Annotated in this window: 15 protein-coding genes, 1 tRNA gene and 1 pseudogene; 7 read left to right on the top strand and 10 right to left on the bottom strand. The window is 66.1% G+C overall.

The genetic code is table 11. From position 1 onward, the window contains the following. Positions 1–21 precede the first annotated feature (21 nt). Positions 22–708: an aminodeoxychorismate/anthranilate synthase component II gene (locus QGN31_RS26235; protein ID WP_014940906.1), complete on the top strand. Its 687-nt coding sequence runs from the start codon at positions 22–24 to the stop codon at positions 706–708. Here QGN31_RS26235 and pknB read toward each other — a convergent pair. The 7 genes from pknB to QGN31_RS26200 all read right to left on the bottom strand — a co-directional run bounded on the left by pknB (position 686) and on the right by QGN31_RS26200 (position 10,502). Beyond that, positions 686–2,566: a Stk1 family PASTA domain-containing Ser/Thr kinase gene (pknB, locus tag QGN31_RS26230; RefSeq protein ID WP_014940907.1), complete on the bottom strand. Its 1,881-nt coding sequence runs from the start codon at positions 2,564–2,566 to the stop codon at positions 686–688. The two genes, QGN31_RS26235 and pknB, sit on opposite strands and share 23 nt — an antisense overlap. Further along, the gene (locus QGN31_RS26225; RefSeq protein ID WP_041297605.1) at positions 2,563–3,834 is read right to left on the bottom strand and encodes a serine/threonine-protein kinase; all 1,272 of its coding nucleotides are present in this window, start codon (positions 3,832–3,834) and stop codon (positions 2,563–2,565) included. Before QGN31_RS26225 ends, pknB begins: the two co-directional genes overlap by 4 nt. Continuing rightward, positions 3,831–5,309, bottom strand: a complete 1,479-nt coding sequence (pbpA, locus tag QGN31_RS26220; RefSeq protein ID WP_009952767.1) for a D,D-transpeptidase PbpA — start codon at positions 5,307–5,309, stop codon at positions 3,831–3,833. The genes QGN31_RS26225 and pbpA overlap by 4 nt, the downstream gene beginning before the upstream one ends. Next, complete coding sequence (locus QGN31_RS26215) at positions 5,306–6,715, bottom strand: FtsW/RodA/SpoVE family cell cycle protein (protein ID WP_008262556.1); 1,410 nt, start codon at positions 6,713–6,715, stop codon at positions 5,306–5,308. The genes pbpA and QGN31_RS26215 overlap by 4 nt, the downstream gene beginning before the upstream one ends. Continuing rightward, positions 6,712–8,217, bottom strand: a complete 1,506-nt coding sequence (locus QGN31_RS26210; RefSeq protein ID WP_014383570.1) for a PP2C family protein-serine/threonine phosphatase — start codon at positions 8,215–8,217, stop codon at positions 6,712–6,714. Before QGN31_RS26210 ends, QGN31_RS26215 begins: the two co-directional genes overlap by 4 nt. A gap of 64 nt (positions 8,218–8,281) precedes the next feature. Continuing rightward, on the bottom strand, positions 8,282–8,749 hold the full coding sequence (locus QGN31_RS26205) for an FHA domain-containing protein FhaB/FipA (RefSeq protein WP_007771646.1): 468 nt from the start codon (positions 8,747–8,749) through the stop codon (positions 8,282–8,284). Between the two features lie 124 nt (positions 8,750–8,873). Continuing rightward, positions 8,874–10,502 carry a DUF3662 and FHA domain-containing protein gene (locus QGN31_RS26200; protein WP_009952763.1) on the bottom strand — a complete coding sequence of 543 codons (1,629 nt, stop codon included), beginning with the start codon at positions 10,500–10,502 and terminating at the stop codon, positions 8,874–8,876. A gap of 251 nt (positions 10,503–10,753) precedes the next feature. On the opposite strand from QGN31_RS26200, the gene QGN31_RS26195 reads away from it, so the two are divergent. Together QGN31_RS26195 and QGN31_RS26190 are read left to right on the top strand one after the other, a co-directional pair. Beyond that, positions 10,754–10,836: transfer RNA gene (locus QGN31_RS26195), tRNA-Leu, on the top strand. 101 nt (positions 10,837–10,937) lie between these two features. Continuing rightward, positions 10,938–11,375, top strand: coding sequence for an Imm63 family immunity protein (locus QGN31_RS26190; RefSeq protein ID WP_014940909.1), 438 nt, complete (start codon positions 10,938–10,940; stop codon positions 11,373–11,375). 20 nt (positions 11,376–11,395) lie between these two features. Here QGN31_RS26190 and QGN31_RS26185 read toward each other — a convergent pair whose 3' ends face one another. After that, on the bottom strand, positions 11,396–11,752 hold the full coding sequence (locus QGN31_RS26185; RefSeq protein WP_014940910.1) for a nuclear transport factor 2 family protein: 357 nt from the start codon (positions 11,750–11,752) through the stop codon (positions 11,396–11,398). Between the two features lie 65 nt (positions 11,753–11,817). Next, complete coding sequence (locus QGN31_RS26180) at positions 11,818–12,258, bottom strand: DinB family protein (protein WP_014383574.1); 441 nt, start codon at positions 12,256–12,258, stop codon at positions 11,818–11,820. A 282-nt stretch (positions 12,259–12,540) separates the two neighbouring features. Between QGN31_RS26180 and QGN31_RS26175 the strand changes: the two genes are divergently transcribed. Further along, positions 12,541–12,804 carry an acyl carrier protein gene (locus QGN31_RS26175; RefSeq protein ID WP_043954172.1) on the top strand — a complete coding sequence of 88 codons (264 nt, stop codon included), beginning with the start codon at positions 12,541–12,543 and terminating at the stop codon, positions 12,802–12,804. Further along, positions 12,801–14,360 carry a long-chain-fatty acid--ACP ligase MbtM gene (gene mbtM / locus QGN31_RS26170; protein WP_014940912.1) on the top strand — a complete coding sequence of 520 codons (1,560 nt, stop codon included), beginning with the start codon at positions 12,801–12,803 and terminating at the stop codon, positions 14,358–14,360. The genes QGN31_RS26175 and mbtM overlap by 4 nt, the downstream gene beginning before the upstream one ends. Positions 14,361–14,372: 12 nt before the next feature. On the opposite strand, the gene QGN31_RS26165 is transcribed toward mbtM, so the two are convergent. After that, positions 14,373–14,960, bottom strand: coding sequence for a GNAT family N-acetyltransferase (locus QGN31_RS26165; protein WP_014940913.1), 588 nt, complete (start codon positions 14,958–14,960; stop codon positions 14,373–14,375). A 297-nt stretch (positions 14,961–15,257) separates the two neighbouring features. Between QGN31_RS26165 and QGN31_RS26160 the strand changes: the two are divergent. Both QGN31_RS26160 and QGN31_RS26155 read left to right on the top strand, forming a co-directional pair. Continuing rightward, a pseudogene (locus tag QGN31_RS26160) lies at positions 15,258–17,116 on the top strand (putative alpha/beta hydrolase). 3 nt (positions 17,117–17,119) lie between these two features. Beyond that, entirely contained in the window at positions 17,120–17,542 is a 423-nt protein-coding gene (locus tag QGN31_RS26155; protein WP_009952753.1) for a hypothetical protein, read from the top strand. Positions 17,543–17,646: the final 104 nt, after the last annotated feature.

The raw sequence follows: 17,646 nt of genomic DNA, 5'->3' as shown, positions 1-17,646 counted from the left end.
CTCGGGCGGTAACCTGGCACGATGCGGATCCTGGTTGTCGACAACTACGACAGCTTCGTGTTCAACCTGGTGCAGTACCTCGGGCAGCTGGGTGTGGACGCGGACGTCTGGCGCAATGACGACGACCGGCTCTCCGACGAGACCGCGGCCGCCCGGCAGTTCGACGGCGTGCTGCTCAGTCCGGGGCCGGGCACCCCGGAGCGCGCGGGCGCTTCCATCGGGATGGTTCGCGCCTGTGCCGCCGAGCGGACCCCGCTGCTCGGGGTCTGCCTGGGGCACCAAGCCATCGGCGTGGCCTTCGGCGCCACCGTCGACCGCGCCCCCGAACTGCTGCACGGCAAGACCAGCAGCGTTCACCACACCAATGTCGGTGTGTTGCAAGGCCTTCCGGATCCCTTCACGGCGACCCGCTACCACTCGCTGACCATCCTGCCCGAATCGCTGCCGCCGGTTCTGGAGGTCACCGCCCACACCGACAGCGGCGTGATCATGGGGGTGCGCCACGCCGAACTGCCGATTCACGGCGTGCAGTTCCATCCCGAGTCGATCCTGACCGAGGGCGGCCACCGCATGCTGGCGAACTGGCTGGCCGTGTGCGGGTTGGTGCGCAACGACACGCTGGTGCGCCGGCTCGAGAATGACGTGCACGCCGCGGTGCGGCCGTATTTCCCGGCCGACCCGGCGGCTACTGACCGAACTTCAGCGTGATGATCCCGTCCCGGTTCACCCCGGAGCCGGCCGGCGGGTTCTGATACACCACCCGGTGGGACTGGGAGCCACCGGCGTCGACGTCGGCGCCCTTGTCGAGGATGCCCGTCCAGCCCAGCGCCCGCAGCCGGGGTTCGGCGTCCGTCCAGAACATGCCGGACAGGTCGGGCATGACGAACTGATTGCCCTTGGACACCTGCAGCTCGATGACCGAGTCCACCGGAACCATCTGTCCCTTGGGCGGATTGGTCCCGATCACCTCACCGGCCGGCCGGGGGCTGTCCACCTGCACCTGGGTCACCTTGCTGAACCCGTAGACGGTGAGGTTGCGTTGCGCGATGTCCACGGTCTGGCCCGCTATGTCGGGAACCTGCTTGGTCTCCGGCCCGGAGCCGACGATGACGGTGATGACGTTGGTGATCGCCGACGTCTGGTTGGCCGGCGGGTTGGTCCCGATCACCTTGCCCAGCAGCTCCGGTGTCGACGGCGAATTGGCCTGCTTGAACTTGGTGAATCCCGCGGCTTTGAGCTTGGTGACCGCGTCGGAGTAACTCAACGAGGACACGTCTGGCACCTCGCGTTGCTCCGGGCCGGTGGAGACGTTGACGGTGATCTCGTCGCCGGCGCTGACCGACGCGTTGGCGCCGGGGTCGGTGCCGATGACGTGGTCGGGCGGAACGATCGAATCCGGCTTTTGCAGCGTGCGCGTTTTGAAGCCGCGGTTTTGCAGCGCCGCGATGGCGTCGGCGGACACCTGCCCGCGCACGTCGGGCACCTGAACGTCACGAGCCCCGCCACCGAAGGTGTTGAACGCGATCACCACAACGATCGTCAGGACGGCCAGTGCCGCCACCGCGACGATCCAGCGACCGACCGACCCGACGGTGCGGTCCTCGCCCGCGTCGGCGAGAAGCTGGCGGGGCAGCGGATCGGTCCGGGGCGGGCCCGCGCTGCCGGGGCTCGATGACAGCATCGAGCTTCGGTCGGCGTCGGTGAAAACCTTTGGCGCCTCGGGCTTTTCGCCGTTGTGCACCCGGACCAGATCGGCGCGCATCTCCGCCGCGGTCTGATAGCGGTTTTCGGGATTCTTGGCCAGCGCCTTGAGCACAACGGCGTCGAGGTCGGGCGAGATGCCGTCGTGGCGCTGCGACGGCGGCACGGGGTCCTCGCGGACATGTTGGTAGGCAACCGCGACCGGCGAGTCTCCGACGAAAGGTGGTTCGCCCGTGAGGATTTCATAAAGGACGCAGCCCAACGAATACACATCGGAGCGGGCGTCGACGGCGTCGCCGCGGGCCTGCTCGGGCGAGAGGTACTGCGCGGTGCCGATCACCGCGGCGGTCTGGGTGACGCTGTTGCCGCTGTCGGCGATCGCGCGGGCGATACCGAAATCCATCACCTTGACCGCGTTGGTGGTGCTGATCATGATGTTGGCCGGCTTGACGTCGCGGTGGATGATGCCGTTCTGATGACTGAAGTTCAGCGCCTGGCACGCGTCGGCGATGATCTCGATCGCCCGCCGCGGCGGCAGCGGCCCGTCGGTGTGCACGATGTCGCGCAGGGTGACGCCGTCGACGTACTCCATGACGATGTAGGGCAGCGGCCCGGTGGGGGTCTCCGCCTCGCCGGTGTCGTAGACGGCGACGATGGACGGGTGATTCAGCGCGGCGGCGTTTTGCGCCTCCCGCCGAAAGCGTAGGTAGAAGCTGGGATCGCGGGCCAGATCCGCGCGCAGCACCTTGACCGCGACGTCGCGATGCAGGCGGAGGTCGCGGGCCAGGTGAACCTCGGACATCCCCCCGAAACCGAGGATCTCGCCGAGCTCATAACGGTCGGACAGGTGCTGCGGGGTGGTCATTGCGATGTCCCGTGTCCCGCCGGTCCGCCGCGGAATCCCGACATCCCTATCGTGCCGTCATCCGGCCACTCGAGACGCATGCCTGCCGAACCGCTCGGGGTGTTGGTCGGCGCGGGCGCCGATGCCGGCGGGGTGCCGGTGTCGGTGACCGTCGGGGGCTGTTGCTGCTGATCCCCCCGGGAATTGATGACGATGAGCACCGCGATGATGATCGCCAGCGCGCCGAGTACCCCGGCGGCCCAGAGCAGCGCGCGCTGCCCCGACGAGAAGGTGCGCCGGGCCGGGGGCGGGCGGTGCCCGCCGGTGGTGGGGCGGGATCGACGCGGCGCCGCGCTGCGCGGGGACACCGCGGCCGCCCGGGTCGTCGGGCTGGACGGTATCGCCGCCGGCGAGGCCCGGCCCGGAGGCGGTGACTGGCTGGGGCGGGGCGGACGGCGACCGGCGCGCACCGCCGCGACGGCGTCGGCGAACGGTCCCCCGCTGCGGTACCGCATCGCCGGGTTCTTGACCAGCGTGATCTCGATGAGTTCTCGCACGTTGGGCGGCAGCTCCGCGGGCAGCGGCGGCGGGGGTTCCTTGATGTGCTTCATCGCCACGGTCAGGGCGCCGTCACCGGTGAACGGCCGCTTGCCCGAAACAACCTCGTAGCCAACAACTCCCAGCGAGTACACGTCGCTGGACGGGGTGGCGTCGTGCCCGAGCGCCTGTTCGGGCGCGATGTATTGGGCGGTGCCCATCACCATGCCGGTCTGGGTCACCGGCGCGGCGTCGACGGCCTTGGCGATGCCGAAGTCGGTGATCTTCACCTGGCCGGTCGGGGTGATCAGGATGTTGCCCGGCTTGACGTCGCGGTGGACCAGACCGGCGGCGTGCGCGACCTGCAGCGCGCGGCCGGTCTGTTCAAGCATGTCCAGGGCGTGCCGCAGGGACAGCCGGCCGGTGCGTTTGAGCACCGAGTTCAGCGGCTCGCCGTTAACCAGCTCCATCACCAGGTAGGCGGTGCGGCCCTCCCCGTCCAGCTGGCTCTCGCCGTAATCGTGGACCGCCGCGATCCCGGGGTGGTTGAGCATCGCCGTGGTCCGCGCCTCAGCGCGGAAGCGCTCGATGAACTCGGGGTCTTGGGAGAACTCCTGCTTGAGCACCTTGACCGCGACGCGTCGGCCCAGGCGGCTGTCCACGGCCTCCCAGACCTGACCCATGCCGCCGGTGGCGATCAGGCGCTGCAGGCGGTATCTGCCAGACAGCGTCACACCAACTCGCGGGCTCATGGTCCTCCCTGTAGCGCGGCCTGGATCACAGCCCGTCCGATCGGCGCGGCGAGTGCACCCCCCGTCGCGGACAGGCGGTCGGCGCCATTCTCCACCAACACCGCCACGGCGACTTTCGGGGTCTGTGCGGGCGCGAAAGCGATGTACCACGCGTGCGGCGGTGTGTGCCGCGGATCGGTGCCATGTTCTGCGGTACCCGTCTTGGATGCGATCTGCACGCCGGGAATGGCCCCTTTCTGCTGTGCGACCTTCTCGGCGCCGACCATCAGCTCTGTTAGCTTAGCGGCGACCTGCGGCGACACGGCGCGCCGCTGCTCATACGGTGCCGTGGTGCTGATCGTGGTCAGGTCCGGCCCCTTGAGGCTGTCGATCAGATACGGCTGCATCGTCACCCCGCCGTTCGCGATGGTCGCCGCGATCTCGGCGTTCTGCAGCGGCGTCATCGCGACATCCTTCTGCCCGATGCTCGACATGCCCAGGGCGGCCGCGTCCGGGATGATCCCGATGGTCGACTCCGCGACCTGAAGCGGGATCACGCTCGGGGTGCTGTCCAGGCCGAATGAGCGCGCCATGCCACGCAGCGCGTCGGATCCGGTGAGCATGCCGAGTTGGACGAACGCGGTGTTGCAGGACAGGGCGAAGGCCTGCTGCAAGGACACGGTCGGCTCGTTGCCACACGACTGTCCACCGTAGTTCTCCAGCGTCGCGGTGCTGTTCGGCAGCGGAATCGACGGCGCGGCGGTCAGCTGCTCGGTGTCGGAGGCGCCGGCCTGCAGCGCGGCCGCGGTGGTGATCACCTTGAAGGTGGAGCCGGGCGGGTAGGTCTCCGAGATGGCACGGTTGGTCATCGGGTTGTCGGGATCGTCGCGCAGCAACTGCCAGGCCTTGGCCTGCACCTCGGGATCGTGCGACGACAGCAGGTTGGGGTCGTAGGACGGCGACGACACCATCGCCAGGATCTTGCCGGTGGACGGTTCGAGGGCGACCACGGCGCCTTTGCACGGCGGGCCGCCGCAGCCCTGCTGCATCCCGTCCCAGGCGGCCTGCTGGACGCGCGGCTTGATCGTGGTGTCGACGTTGGCCCCGCGCGGGTCGCGGCCGGTGAAGAAGTCGGCCAGCCGGCGCCCGAACAGCCGTTCGTCGGAGCCGTTTAACAGCGGGTCCTCGGCGCGTTCCAGGCCGGTGCTGGAATAGCGCAGCGAGTAGAACCCGGTGACCGGCGCGTACGTCGCGGGGTTGGGGTAGACCCGTAAGAAGCGGAAGCGGTTATCGGTGGCGACGGAGTACGCCAACAGCTGTCCGCCCGCCACGATCTGGCCGCGCTGGCGCGAATACTCATCGAGCAGCACGCGCTGGTTGCGCGGATCGGCGCGCAGCGAGTCGGCGGCGAAGACCTGCGTCATCGTGGCGTTGATCAACAGCAGCACGATCAACGCCATCACGGTCACCGAGATCCGGCGCAGGGAGGCGTTCATACTTTCTCGATCACCTCGGTGCCGGCCGCCGCGATCGGCGGCTCATGGCGCGCGGGGGCGCGCAGGGGACGACGGGCGCTGTGCGAGATGCGCGCCAGGATGGCCAACAGCACGTAGTTCGCCAGCAACGACGAACCGCCATAGGACATCCACGGGGTGGTCAACCCGGTCAGCGGAATGAGTTGGGTTACCCCGCCGACGACGATGAACAACTGCAGGGCCAGCGTCGACGCCAGGCCCGCCGCGAGCAGCTTGCCGAAGCTGTCCCGGGTGGCGATCGCCGTGCGCATGCCCCGCACGATGACGATGGTGTAGAGCATCAAGATGCTCGCCAGGCCCACCAATCCCAGCTCTTCGCCGAACGCCGCGATGATGAAGTCGGTCGACGCGGCGGGCACGGTGTCGGGCTGACCGTTGCCGAGCCCGGTGCCGAAAATCCCGCCGGTGGCGAAGCTGAAGAGCGACTGCACAATCTGATAGCCGCTGCCGTCGGGGTCGGAAAACGGGTCCCACCACATCTGCACCCGGACCCGGACGTGGCTGAAAATGAAATACGCGACAACGCTTCCCGCGACGAACAGGACCAGACCGATCCCCACCCAGCTGAACCGCTGGGTGGCGAGGTAGACCACCACCAGAAACGACGTGTACAGCAATAGCGAAGTGCCAAGGTCTTTTTCGAAGGCCATCACGCCGACCGAGATCACCCAGGCCGCCAGCAGGGGCGCGAGGTCGCGGGGGCGGGGCAGGGTCAAACCCATGAAGTGCTTGCCGACGCTGGTGAACAGGCCGCGTTTGGCGATCAGCACCGCGGAGAAGAAGATCAGGAGCAGGATTTTGGAGAACTCAGCGGGCTGAATTGAGAAGCCGGGCAAGCGAATCCAGATCTTGGCGCCGTTCTGTTCGGACAGCGAGGCCGGCAACAGGGCGGGAATCACCAGCAAGACCAGACCGACGAGTCCGCAGATGTAACCGTAGCGCGCGAGCTGCCGATGGTCTTTCAAGAAGGTGACCACCAGGGCAAAGGTCACCACCCCGACCAGGGTCCACAGCATCTGCTGGGTTGCGCTGGGGTGGTGACGGCCGCTGAGCTGATTGGTGACCAGATCGAGCCGGTGGATCATCACCAGGCCAAGCCCGTTGAGTAGAGCCACGATTGGCAACAGCAGCGGATCGGTATAGGGCGCGAAGCGCCGGATCGCCATGTGCGCCGATCCGAAGACGACGAGAAACACCAGCCCGTAGTTGATCGCGTCCCAGTGCAGATCGCGGGTTTGATTCGCCTCGACGATCAGCAGCGCGGCGACGGTGATCAGCGATGCGAAGCCCAGCAGCAATAGCTCGGCATTGCGCCGGGTAGGCAGAGGAGGTGTGACCGCGACCGGCGGTTGAAGCTGTGTTGTCATGCCACCGTCCGGCAATCGATGCCCGGTTGGGGTGGGGGCCCGGGGAGAGCGGTCACCGTTTGCGAGGTGGTCGTCGGACCTGCCGGTGCTGGGGACGCGGGGCCGTTGGAGGCGCTTGTGCTGGGTGGGGGGCTGGCGCTGGTGGAACTGGTGGTCTGGGGTGATGGCGTTGCGGTGGTGCTGGATTGGGGTGTACCGCCGGTAGACGGGGATCCGGGCGGAGAGGTGGCGCGCGGCGGCGGACAGATCGGCAGCAGGTATTCGGCCAGCAACTGGCGCAGCTGCGATTCCGCTTGGTCCAGGCTGCCGCCCGGCAGTCCGGTTTGGACCTGGACCTGGCCGGGACGGCGCAGATCTTGCAGGGTCATGAGCTGGCAATTGGGATGGCCGGATTGTCCGTAGCTGACCAGGGCCAGTTCGTTGCGCGCGTTGAGGCAGCCGACCAGGTAAGGCCGTTGCAACGGGACGCCCAGCAGCGTCCCCTGGATACCCCGGACGATCGAGACCCTGCCGTTGTATTCGGCGACGTAATAGTTGCGCTGGATGACCCACCACCCCACGGTGAGGCCCGCGACGACCAGCAGCACCGCCAGCGCGGCGACGACGACCATCCGTCGGCGGGACCACCGCGGCCGGTGCGGCGTTTCGGGTTGCGGCGCAACACGTTTGGCCGACTCGTCGCGCGGCCTGATCGCCGAGGCCCGCCCGGCCGAAGTGTTGGGCAGCGTCATTTGATCCTCGTCACCCGAGACCGCGCCGGCCAGAATCGGCTGGGTCTGCCCGTAGTCGTAGTCGACGACGTCGGCGACCACGACAGTGACGTTGTCCGGCCCACCGCCACGCAGCGCCAACTCGATGAGGCGATAGGCGGCCTCGGCGACGTCGGGAATCTGCAATGCCTCGAGGATGGTCTCGTCGCTGACCGGGTCCGACAGCCCGTCGGAACACAGCAGATAACGGTCGCCGGCGCGCGCTTCCCGCATGGTCAACGTCGGCTCGACCTCGTGGCCGGTGAGCGCCCGCATGATCAGCGACCGCTGCGGGTGGCTGTGCGCCTCTTCCCGGGTGATGCGGCCCTCGTCGACCAGGGTCTGAACGAAGGTGTCGTCCTTGGTGATCTGGCTCAGTTCGCCGTCGCGCAGCAGGTAGCCCCGCGAATCGCCGATGTGTACCAATCCAATTCGGTCGCCCGCGAACAGGATCGCGGTAAGAGTGGTGCCCATCCCCTCGAGTTCGGGCTCCGCCTCTACCTGCGCTGCGATGGCCGCATTGCCGGAGCGCACCGCGTTGTCGAGCTTGGCCAGCAGGTCGCCGCCCGGCTCGTCGTCGTCGAGGTGGGCCAGTGCGGCGATCACCAACTGGGATGCCACCTCGCCGGCCGCATGGCCGCCCATGCCGTCGGCCAGGGCCAGCAGCCGGGCGCCGGCATAGACAGAGTCTTCGTTGTTGGCGCGCACCAGGCCACGGTCACTCCGGGCGGCGTATCGCAGGACCAGGGTCACGGGCGCCACTCCTCGATCCCGGCCGGAAAATCTGCCGAGCCGGCATCATTGTCATTGGCGCGGGTCACGGGCGTAACTCGATCGCCGTTTTGCCGATTCGAATCGGCGTTCCTATCGGGACTCGTACCGCTGTCGTCACTTTCGCCCTGTCAAGGTAAGTACCGTTGGTCGATCCTAGATCCTCGACGTACCACTCCGAGCCGCGCTGAGACAGCCGGGCGTGCCGGGTTGAGGCGTAGTCGTCGGTGAGCACCAGGGTGGAGTCGTCGGCTCGTCCGATCAGCACCGGCTGGCCGCTCAGCGTGATGCGCCCCCCCGCCAGCGCGCCTTCGGTCACCACCAGATAGCGGGCCGCGTGCCGGCGCTGCCGCGACGGAAGCAGCGTGCTGCGCAGCGCCAGACCGCGACGCACCATGACGGCACCGGTCGGGGCGTAGATATCGGTCCGCAGGATTCGCAGCACGGACCAGATGAATACCCAGAGCAACATCAAAAATCCGGCGCGCGTCAGCTGCAGTACCAATCCCTGCATCTGGCGTCCTTTCCGTCCTAGCGTCGTGTTCCCGGCGCCCGTGACTCCGCGCACATCGGCTACGTCACGATACTTGGACGGTGGTCGACACGGGGCGAAGCACGGCAGCGTTGAGCCCAGCGACTTAGTGGATCCGGACGATGATTTCCGAATGGCCCAAACGGATGACGTCTCCGTCGGCCAATTGCCACTCCTGGACCGGCGCGTTGTTCACGGTGGTGCCGTTGGTGGAGTTCAGGTCCGACAGCAGGGCGACCTGCCCGTCCCAGCGGATCTCCAGGTGGCGCCGTGACACGCCCGTATCGGGCAGTCGGAACTGGGCGTCTTGCCCGCGGCCGATGATGTTGGAGCCCTCGCGCAACTGATATGTGCGGCCGCTGCCGTCGTCGAGCTGAAGGGTGATCGTGGTGCCCGTCGCGCCGTAGCCGCCCTGCCCGTATCCGCCGTAGCCGCCCGCCTGTTGACCGTAGTCGGCGGGTTGGCCGTAGTCGGCGGGCTGGCCGTACTCCGCCTGCTGGCCGTAGTCGGGCTGCTGACCGTAGTCGTACTCGGGGCTGGCGGCCTCGGGGTATCCCCCGCCCTGGCCGCCGTACGTCGTGCCCTGCGCGTGCTCGGCGTACTGGGTGTATTCGGGCGAGCCGTAATCCTGGCGGCCGTATCCCCCGCCCTGTTGGTAACCCTGGTCGTACCCACCACCCTGCTCGGGGTAGGCGGGGCGCTGCTCCGGCGGGGCGTAGCCGCCCTCGTCCTGGCGGGCCGGTCCGCGACCGTAGTCGGCGTAGCCGCCGCCGTAGCCCTGCGGGCCACCGCCGGGCTGGCCGGCGGGAGGGCCGTAACCTCCCTGGCGGTATCCCTGCTCGTAGCCTTGCCCACCGCCATAACCGCCCGGCGCGGGCGGCCGCTGTTCATACGACTGCGGGTAGCCGCCCTGCCCCTGGTCGGGGTAGCCGCGCTGGTCCTGGTAGCCCGGCTGCGGCGGGTAACCGCCTTGCCCCTGGTCGGGGTAGCCAGCCTGGCCCTGGTAACCGCCCTGGTCTTGGTAGCCCGGTTGCGGCGGGTAGCCGCCTTGCTCCGGGTAGCCGCCCTGCTCGGGCTGGCGCGGCGGGTAGCCCTGCTGAGGTGGGTAGCCGCCCTGCTCAGGCGGATATCCCCCGCGGGGGTCGGGTGCACCCTGCGGGTCCGGGCCACCGCGCGCGTCGTCCTGGGGACGCCGGTAGCGGTCGTCGTAATACTCGTCGCCGGGCCGCCCCGGCCCCTGATCCCCGCGGTAGCTCGAATTGTCAGTCATTGGTGCTACTCCTCGTTCATCGCCGAACGCGTTATTTGATTGTGGCCGGACGGCGTCTTTGTCCGTCGGGCGGGGCTGGACATCGGGGTTGACAGCACCACGGGCGCGGTACTGGCCGGTACGCAGGTTCGACGACTGCTCGAACCGGACGACCACCTCACCATACGTTTGCCACCCCTGTTCGTGGATGTAGTCAGCCAAGTACCTCGCGAATGAGCTCGACGTGAGATCGGGATCGGTGCTCACCTTTCCGAAGTCGTGCATACCGAGGGTAATGATGTATTCGTTGGGGGCCAAAAGGCGATTTCCGTGAAGCTTCTGAACTCCGTCGCGGGCCTCGCGGCACAACAGGGCTTCTACCTCTTGCGGGACGATCGACCCGCCGAACACCCGGGCGAAGGCGTTGTCCACCGACGCCTCGAGTTTGCGCTCGATCCGCGCGGCCAGCCCCCGTTGGCTACTCATGTCCTACCGTTCGCCTGCACTTGCAGAAGGTATTGCCGGTGCGCGGCAAACGAATCGCCCGCGTGCTGGTTCACTCCCGCATGGTATCGGCACATCGCAACGGCGCGGCACTGTCGAAACAGTGAGAACTGGGTCCCCGCAGCTCAGGGGTGCGCCTGCGGCGAGGGCAGGGCGCCGAAGGGGATCCGGGCCCGCTGCGCCGGTTCGGGAATCGGGCCATTACAGTGGTATGGTCCACCGGTTGTTTTTCCGGGCGAGTGGCGGAATGGCAGACGCGCTGGCTTCAGGTGCCAGTGTCCTTCGGGACGTGGGGGTTCAAGTCCCCCTTCGCCCACATTGAGCGGTACTACGCAAAGTCACGACCTCGCAAGGGGTCGTGACTTTCGTGTTTGGGGAGATCGGCCACGGCAGCCGAAAAAACGTAAGGTCTGGCGCATGGTCGACGACAAGACGGCCCACTTGCAGTCCGAAGTCAATCGCATCGCCGCGCTGCTGAACGCGCGGCCGATCCAGGCCGGAGTCGTGCTGAAGGATGATGACCGCAACATCTATATCGATGACGACGGGCGATACCACTACGACTACTGGGAGCGCGGCAGGCAGAGGGTCGATCACGTCGGCGACATCGACGAGGCCCTCTACTGGTTCGCCTGCGATATAGCTTTCGACATCGGCGGTTCGTCCTCCGCAAGACATTGTCCGCGAGATCAGGACCCGCGCATCCTAATGTGGGCCAAACAATATGAGGTTCTGAACCGAGTGAATCCGGGCTGGGCCACACGCTGCGTACGCGAAACGGCGGATCTATTACGGCGTTGGGGCAGGCACGACGACGTCGCGTTGTTGCCGAACATCCCCGGTCGCGACGGGTAATCCGCGACGGTAAGTGTCCGCTATTCGCCCACTCGATACGTCCCGTGGCCCTCGACGATCACCTCGCCGTCGAAGATCAGGACCTCGTTGACGAGGTCGCCGTTCTGGTTGCGGTAGGCGATGACGATCGTGTTGACGCCTTGGTAGACGCCTTCGACGGTGAACCGGAGATCCGGAATGCGTTCGAGGGCGGCGATCCAGTACCGACGTAGCGCCGCCTTGCCGCGGACCACCCCATGCGTTTCCGGCAGGAGCTTGGCGGCCACGGGCGATGTGAACACCACGTCGTCATGGAAGTCGTCAAGGACGGCGTCGACGTCGTGGGCGTCCCAGCGTTGTGCCCATCGTTTCGAGAAGGCGTCCGCGTCGACGTTCATGGCCGGCACTGTAGCGCAGGTGAATTGGCCGGCCGAGCGGCTTTGATGCGCATCGTGTGTGGCGGTCACAGTTGGCGGCGGATGTCGAGAAGATGGTGCTGGAGTTCGTGCACGGTGTGTACCGCGACCCAGCGCAGCGACCGCTCGTGGGTTTCCGGATAGTGGTAAATGACCGTTCGGTCCCAGTCATCGTCGGATAGCCGAGCGAGGACATTGCTGAATAGTGCTGCCGCGTCGGCAAGTTGACGCGCGACCTCGGCCGGATCCTGTTCGCTGTACCCGTCGTGTTCGGCGCGCTCGTCGCGCCCCATGGACGCACAATCGTGGCCGTTCGTGCGCCGTGCTGCGAGCACCCGCTCGCGTTGCACCAGCAGCACGTCTCGCAGATGGCATGCGTACTCCAGCGGTGACCACACGTCGGGACGCGAGCGGGACCGCACGTCAATCTTGTTGTTAGACAGAAGTACAACGGCTTCGGCCGCCAACGCCCGGATGTCGTGGCGCACTGAGGCGGCTCGGCGCAGGTCATAGGCGAAACCGCACCCCGCGCAAGGTTCTGTCACAGCACCATCATTTCAGCGGACTCAACACGGAGCCGGTCGGCCATTCGCAACCGATCACGCGACGTTCAAAGCCGTTGTGCCTGTGGGACAATCGTCGGCGCGGGCAAGCCGCAACTGGCCGACGTCAATGGGTAGCTCATTGCTGTCGGCCTCGACGGTGAGACAACACACACCCTACCCAATGAGGGTAGCCTTACCTAAATCAGCACGGTATGGTCGCGGCTCATGACCTCCTCCAATCCCCCTGTGCCCAGCACCGTCGACGATCAGTTGGTCAGCGTCCTTCGGGATGACCTGGACCTCAAATTCGGATCCGTCACTGCCGCAACGCGTCTGATAGACGACCTGGGAATGGACTCCGTCGCCTTTGCCGCCGGCCTGGTTGCCATCGAAGAACGGTTCGGCACGCAATTGAGCGAGGAAGACCTGTTGACCTGCACGACCGTCGGTGACTTGCAGGCCGCGATCGGAGTCGGGGTCGACGCATGAACGTTCTCGCGGCCGCCATGCGCGATGCGATGACGCGATCGCCCCATGACTTGGTCGTCCTGGACAAAGACACCGACAAATGGATCGCCCGCCCCTGGCCCGAGGTCCACGGGATGGCCGAAAGCATCGCAACGCATCTGCTCCAGCAGGACCGCCTCGGTGCCGTGGGAATTGTCGGTGAACCGACCGTCGAGCTGGTCGCCGCCATACAGGGCGCGTGGCTGGCGGGTGCCGCCGTATCGATTCTGCCCCGTCCCAGGCGCGGTGCCGACCCGGCCGAGTGGGCGCACAGCACCCTGAGTCGGTTCCGCGGAATCGGAGTCAGCACGGTATTCAGTCACGGTGCGACCCTGCGCACGCTCGGCGATGCGGAGTCGACGCTGTCTGTCTCCAGCCTTGCCGAGGCCGCTCGCACCCCAGCGTCGAATGACCTTCAAAGTCACTCCGATTCGAACGCCGCGATCCTCCAGGGTACTGCCGGCTCGACCGGTGATCCGCGCACTGCCGTCTTGTCGCCGGAGGCCGTGCTGAACAATATGCGCGGCCTCATCGAGCGGCTACAACTCGACGGCTCCGACCGGGCGTGTTCGTGGCTGCCGATCTACCACGACATGGGCTTGGCCTTCCTGTTGGCCGCCGTCCTGAGCGGGATGCCGCTTTGGCAGGCGCCGACGGGCGCGTTCTCTGCGGCACCGCTTCGCTGGGCGGATTGGCTTTCGGCCAGCGCGGCAACCTTCACCGCCGGACCCAATTTCGGGTACTCCATGCTCGGTCGCTACTCCGGCCGCGTTTCGGACGTGGACCTGGGGGCGCTGCGGATTGCCATCAATGGCGGCGAACCCGTTGATTGCGAGGGGTTTCAGCGATTCGCCGACGCGATGGCTCCGTTCGGATTGCGGGCGTCGGCGGCGACGCCGGCGTATGGGATGGCCGAGTCAACCTGCGCCGTGACGATGCCCGCCTGCGGGCAGGGGTTGCGGATCGATGAGCGGACGGAATCGGATGTGCGGCAACGCTATGCGCTGTTGGGGCCACCCATCCCCGGTATGGAGCTACGCATTAGCCCGACGCATCGATCAGCGGATGATGGTGTTGGGGAGGTCGAGATCCGCGGCTCATCGATGATGACGAAATATTTCGGCGACCCCGCCACAGGATCCGATCGCGGTGCGGAGTGGTTCCGCACCGGAGACATCGGTTATCTGGTCGACGGTGAGCTGGTTATCTGCGGTCGGTCCAAAGAGGTCATCACGATCGCCGGCCGCAACATCTTTCCCACCGAAATCGAGCAGGTGGCCGCGCAGGTGGATGGAGTGCGACACGGTGGCGTGGTTGCGGTCGGTTCGAAATCCGGTGCCGCCCAGTCGCGGTTGCTCATCGCCGCCGAATTCGTGGGGTCGGATCACGACGTGACCCGCAGCGCTGTCATCAAGCGGGTCATCTCGGTATGCGGGGTGACTCCGGCCGATGTCGTCTTGATGCCACCAGGCTCATTACCGCGTACGTCGTCGGGCAAGCTCAGACGGCTGGAGGTCCGCAGCCAACTACAGGCCTGAGCGCGAACGCTGTTACGGCGCTGGCCGATTCAGGGCGTAGAGCGCCATCCTGCGGTTCGGCATGTCGTGTTCGCCGAGGAATTCACAGCGCAGGAATTCGCAGAGCCGCCGCACCGTCGTATTGCGGTGGTCGGGGTCGAACATGATCCGTTGGCACGCCGGGTCGGCGGCCAGGATGCTGGCGGTCACCTTCCGGAGGATCAGCGGGCCCAGCCCGCGGTTCACGAGCTTCTCGTCTGCGATCGCCCCGTGCAGGCCAAGGTCGTGTGGCCGGCTGTCGTAGCAGTGGGCGATGGAATCCTTGGCAGCACGGTAGATCTCCATGTACGCGCGGTCGACACCATTGATGCTGAGGATCAGCGGTCGCGAGTAGGCGCCATCGACCTGCGCGCGCAAGTGGTTACGCCAACGCGCGACCGGCCAGTCGTACTCCCACGTGGTGACCAAGTGGGGCCGGTTCATCCACTCGGCAACCAATTCCGCGTCCGCTCCGTCAGGATCGGCGACGCGAATTCGGCTCGGCGGCAGCAGTTCAGGCACGGGAGGCGCCGGCACCTGCCGGACGCTGTCGGTGATGTCGGTGAGCTCACGAGCGAGCACAGCCCCGGGGGCGCCTGTCACGAGAGCGCCCCCGTCCCGCAGGCCGTTCTCACCGCGGTACGCGTAACACCGATATGCACTGAGCCGCTCCTTCTAACGGTTGCGAGGTCAGATTCATCGTTTCATGTGTAACTCAGGGGTTCCAGCGGTAACTGACTAGCGAAGCGTTTCGATCGGTCGTGAATTGACGAGCGCGTTTGCGCCAGTAGCCTTATGAGCTAGCTCAGGGAGGGTTGGAATGCGCGCAATGCAATCACTAGGACCGGAGTTTATTGCTGCGCGGCGACCAGCGGTGCTGTGGGACTTCCGTATATAGATGAGCAGGCGCTGATCGCCGAGGCCGGTGGTGACCCCTGGGCGATCAACGCCAGCCTGCAGGCGGGTAGCCCGCTGGAGATTTCCAATCTGGCCGGAGCCTTTCACCGCGCGGGCCGATGCACGGCGGAGGCCGAGAACGCGTTCCAGCAAGCACGCGCACGCTTCGAGGCCGCTTGGAACCACCACGACGGCGGCGGTCATCCCATCAACGACTCCGACGAAGTTCAGCGCGTCACGAAATCCTTAGGGGCGCAGTCGTTACAGCTGCCCAAGATCGCTGCGGACCTGGAAAACATCGCCGCGTCGCTGGCCGATGCGCAAAAGGCCGGGGCCGCGCGCATCGCCACCTTAGAAGCCCAGTTGAAGAACATCTCGGACATGGTCAGCCAGGCCGTCTCCATCTTGCAAAACGACAAAAGCCTCAGCGCAGGGGAAAAGGACGCGCTGCATGCCCTCATCAACACTTGTGAGGACGACGCGCTGCGTGACACCAAAGCTGCGCTCGCAGCCCTGCAATCGATCCGCAACGGATACGCCGATGGCCTTCAGAAATCGCTCGATAACCTTCACGCCGAAGGGTACGACGGCGCCCCGCTGCATGGTGCCGACGCTGACGGCGTGGCCCCACCGTCTCCCGCCCAGCAGGCCGCGTTGGCTGACATTCGCCAAGCCACCAACCAGGCCGTCGTCGACCAAATGGCCAAGGTGCGCGCCGCGCAGGAGGCGCTCAGTAAAGCCGCGGCCGACCTGTATACGCATGGCCCGGGTTCGCCGGAAGGCGAGGCGGCCAGCGCCAAACTGCCCAAGCTCAAGGCGGACCTCGCGCGTGCCCTCGACGACCTGGGCAAGATCCCCGACTACAACAGCATTGACCCGGCGTCCGTAAGCGTTTCCCCCGACGGGCATTTCACGTTCACCTACAAGGTCAACGGGCAGCCGGTGCAGGCTTACGGCCAGCTCAAGAACGGCACGGGCGAGTTCTTCGACCAAGCCACCGGCACGTACTACACATTCAACGGCGGCAAATTGACCGGCATGCGCACACCGGATCCCGGGAAAGTGGAAGCGACTGCCGAACCCCTCTTTACGGCCGTGACCCTGGCGGCCGGGGCGCCAGCGCTCAAGGCGGGCGGCGAGGCGGCCTTTCAGGGCCTGAAGATGCTTTTCAGCCGCGAGATGTTGGAGGGTGTGACGGCCGACAACGTGTTCCCCCGCGCACTCGCCGGAGCCGAGGAACGCTTCCAAGCCGCAGAACAGAACCTGGCTTCTCATGCACCGCTGCCCGGGGAGCCGGTCCCGGGCACTCACCCTCTCGAGCCGCCCCCGGTGGAGCACGCACCGCCGGCCCCGCACGGCGACGTACCCGTCGAACATGCGCCGGCCGGGCCTCACGCAGGAGCCTTACCTGATAGCCCGGCGCCGGTTGTCATAGATCCAGCCCATCCGGAATTCCACTTGGACAACCCGCTCAACTACATGCCTCCGAGTTGCGAGCGCTGTCCGAAGCGCATCTGACCGGAAGTGGTGAAACCGTTCTCGGACCATTTAGGCCCCCGGGCGGCGGGCCTTCCTACATCCAAGTCGCAGAGGACCGCGGCGCCAGCTACTTCAGTCTGGGCGACGCTTGGGATTCCTTCACGCCGACCGAACAACTAGCCGCCAATCAGCATGTTCTCGACGTCGCTGTCTCGAATCAAGATAAGATCACGTTGTCGGTGCCTTTCCATAGGGTCCCACCGAATTCATTTACAGCGGCGGAGCTCCGATACCTCGAAGCGCACGGCTATCGGCGCATAGGTGAAAATACGTTGCTGCCGCCGAGCGAAGGAGCGCGATAAGTAATGAAGACCTTGCTGGAGTTTTTCCTCCACTATTTCGACTTCTTGTATTTAGACCCTCGTTATCACGTCACAAATTCCACGACTTCGGGCAACCCGCTGAGCAATGCGTCATTGACGCTCACCGGCCCTGTCATCAGCTGGGAATTGACCAATGACAGGGGGCAACTCGGTTTCGTCATCGCACCTACTACCTTAGCGGAATCGCCAGATAACTGGTTTCGCGCAACACTGATTCGTCAGTACCTTGACGATTACGACGAGACGAACGTCGTATCTCCACGCGAGACCGTGGCGTGGATTCGGAGCAACCTAAGCCGCATCGAGCAGCTTTTTATCGAGCCAGAAACAGAGCGCTCATGTGAAGAATTGCTTAACCTCGCGAAGGCGCTTGCAATAAAGTACTTTGGCCCGCCGCAGGGATGAGTAGCATCCGTGCGGTTGTGTGCTACCCATCTGCAGTTAGGCCACCTTTTCGGGTGTCTCATGGACTCACCTGTCGATGAGATCCGATGATGGTCTCCGAGGCG

Origin of the sequence: Mycobacterium sp. 2-64 (assembly GCF_035918375.1) — a bacterium.
GTDB classification, from domain to species: Bacteria; Actinomycetota; Actinomycetes; order Mycobacteriales; family Mycobacteriaceae; genus Mycobacterium; species Mycobacterium intracellulare.
The sequence above is the reverse complement of the archived record's forward strand: the minus strand, read 5'-3'. Positions and strand labels throughout refer to the sequence as shown.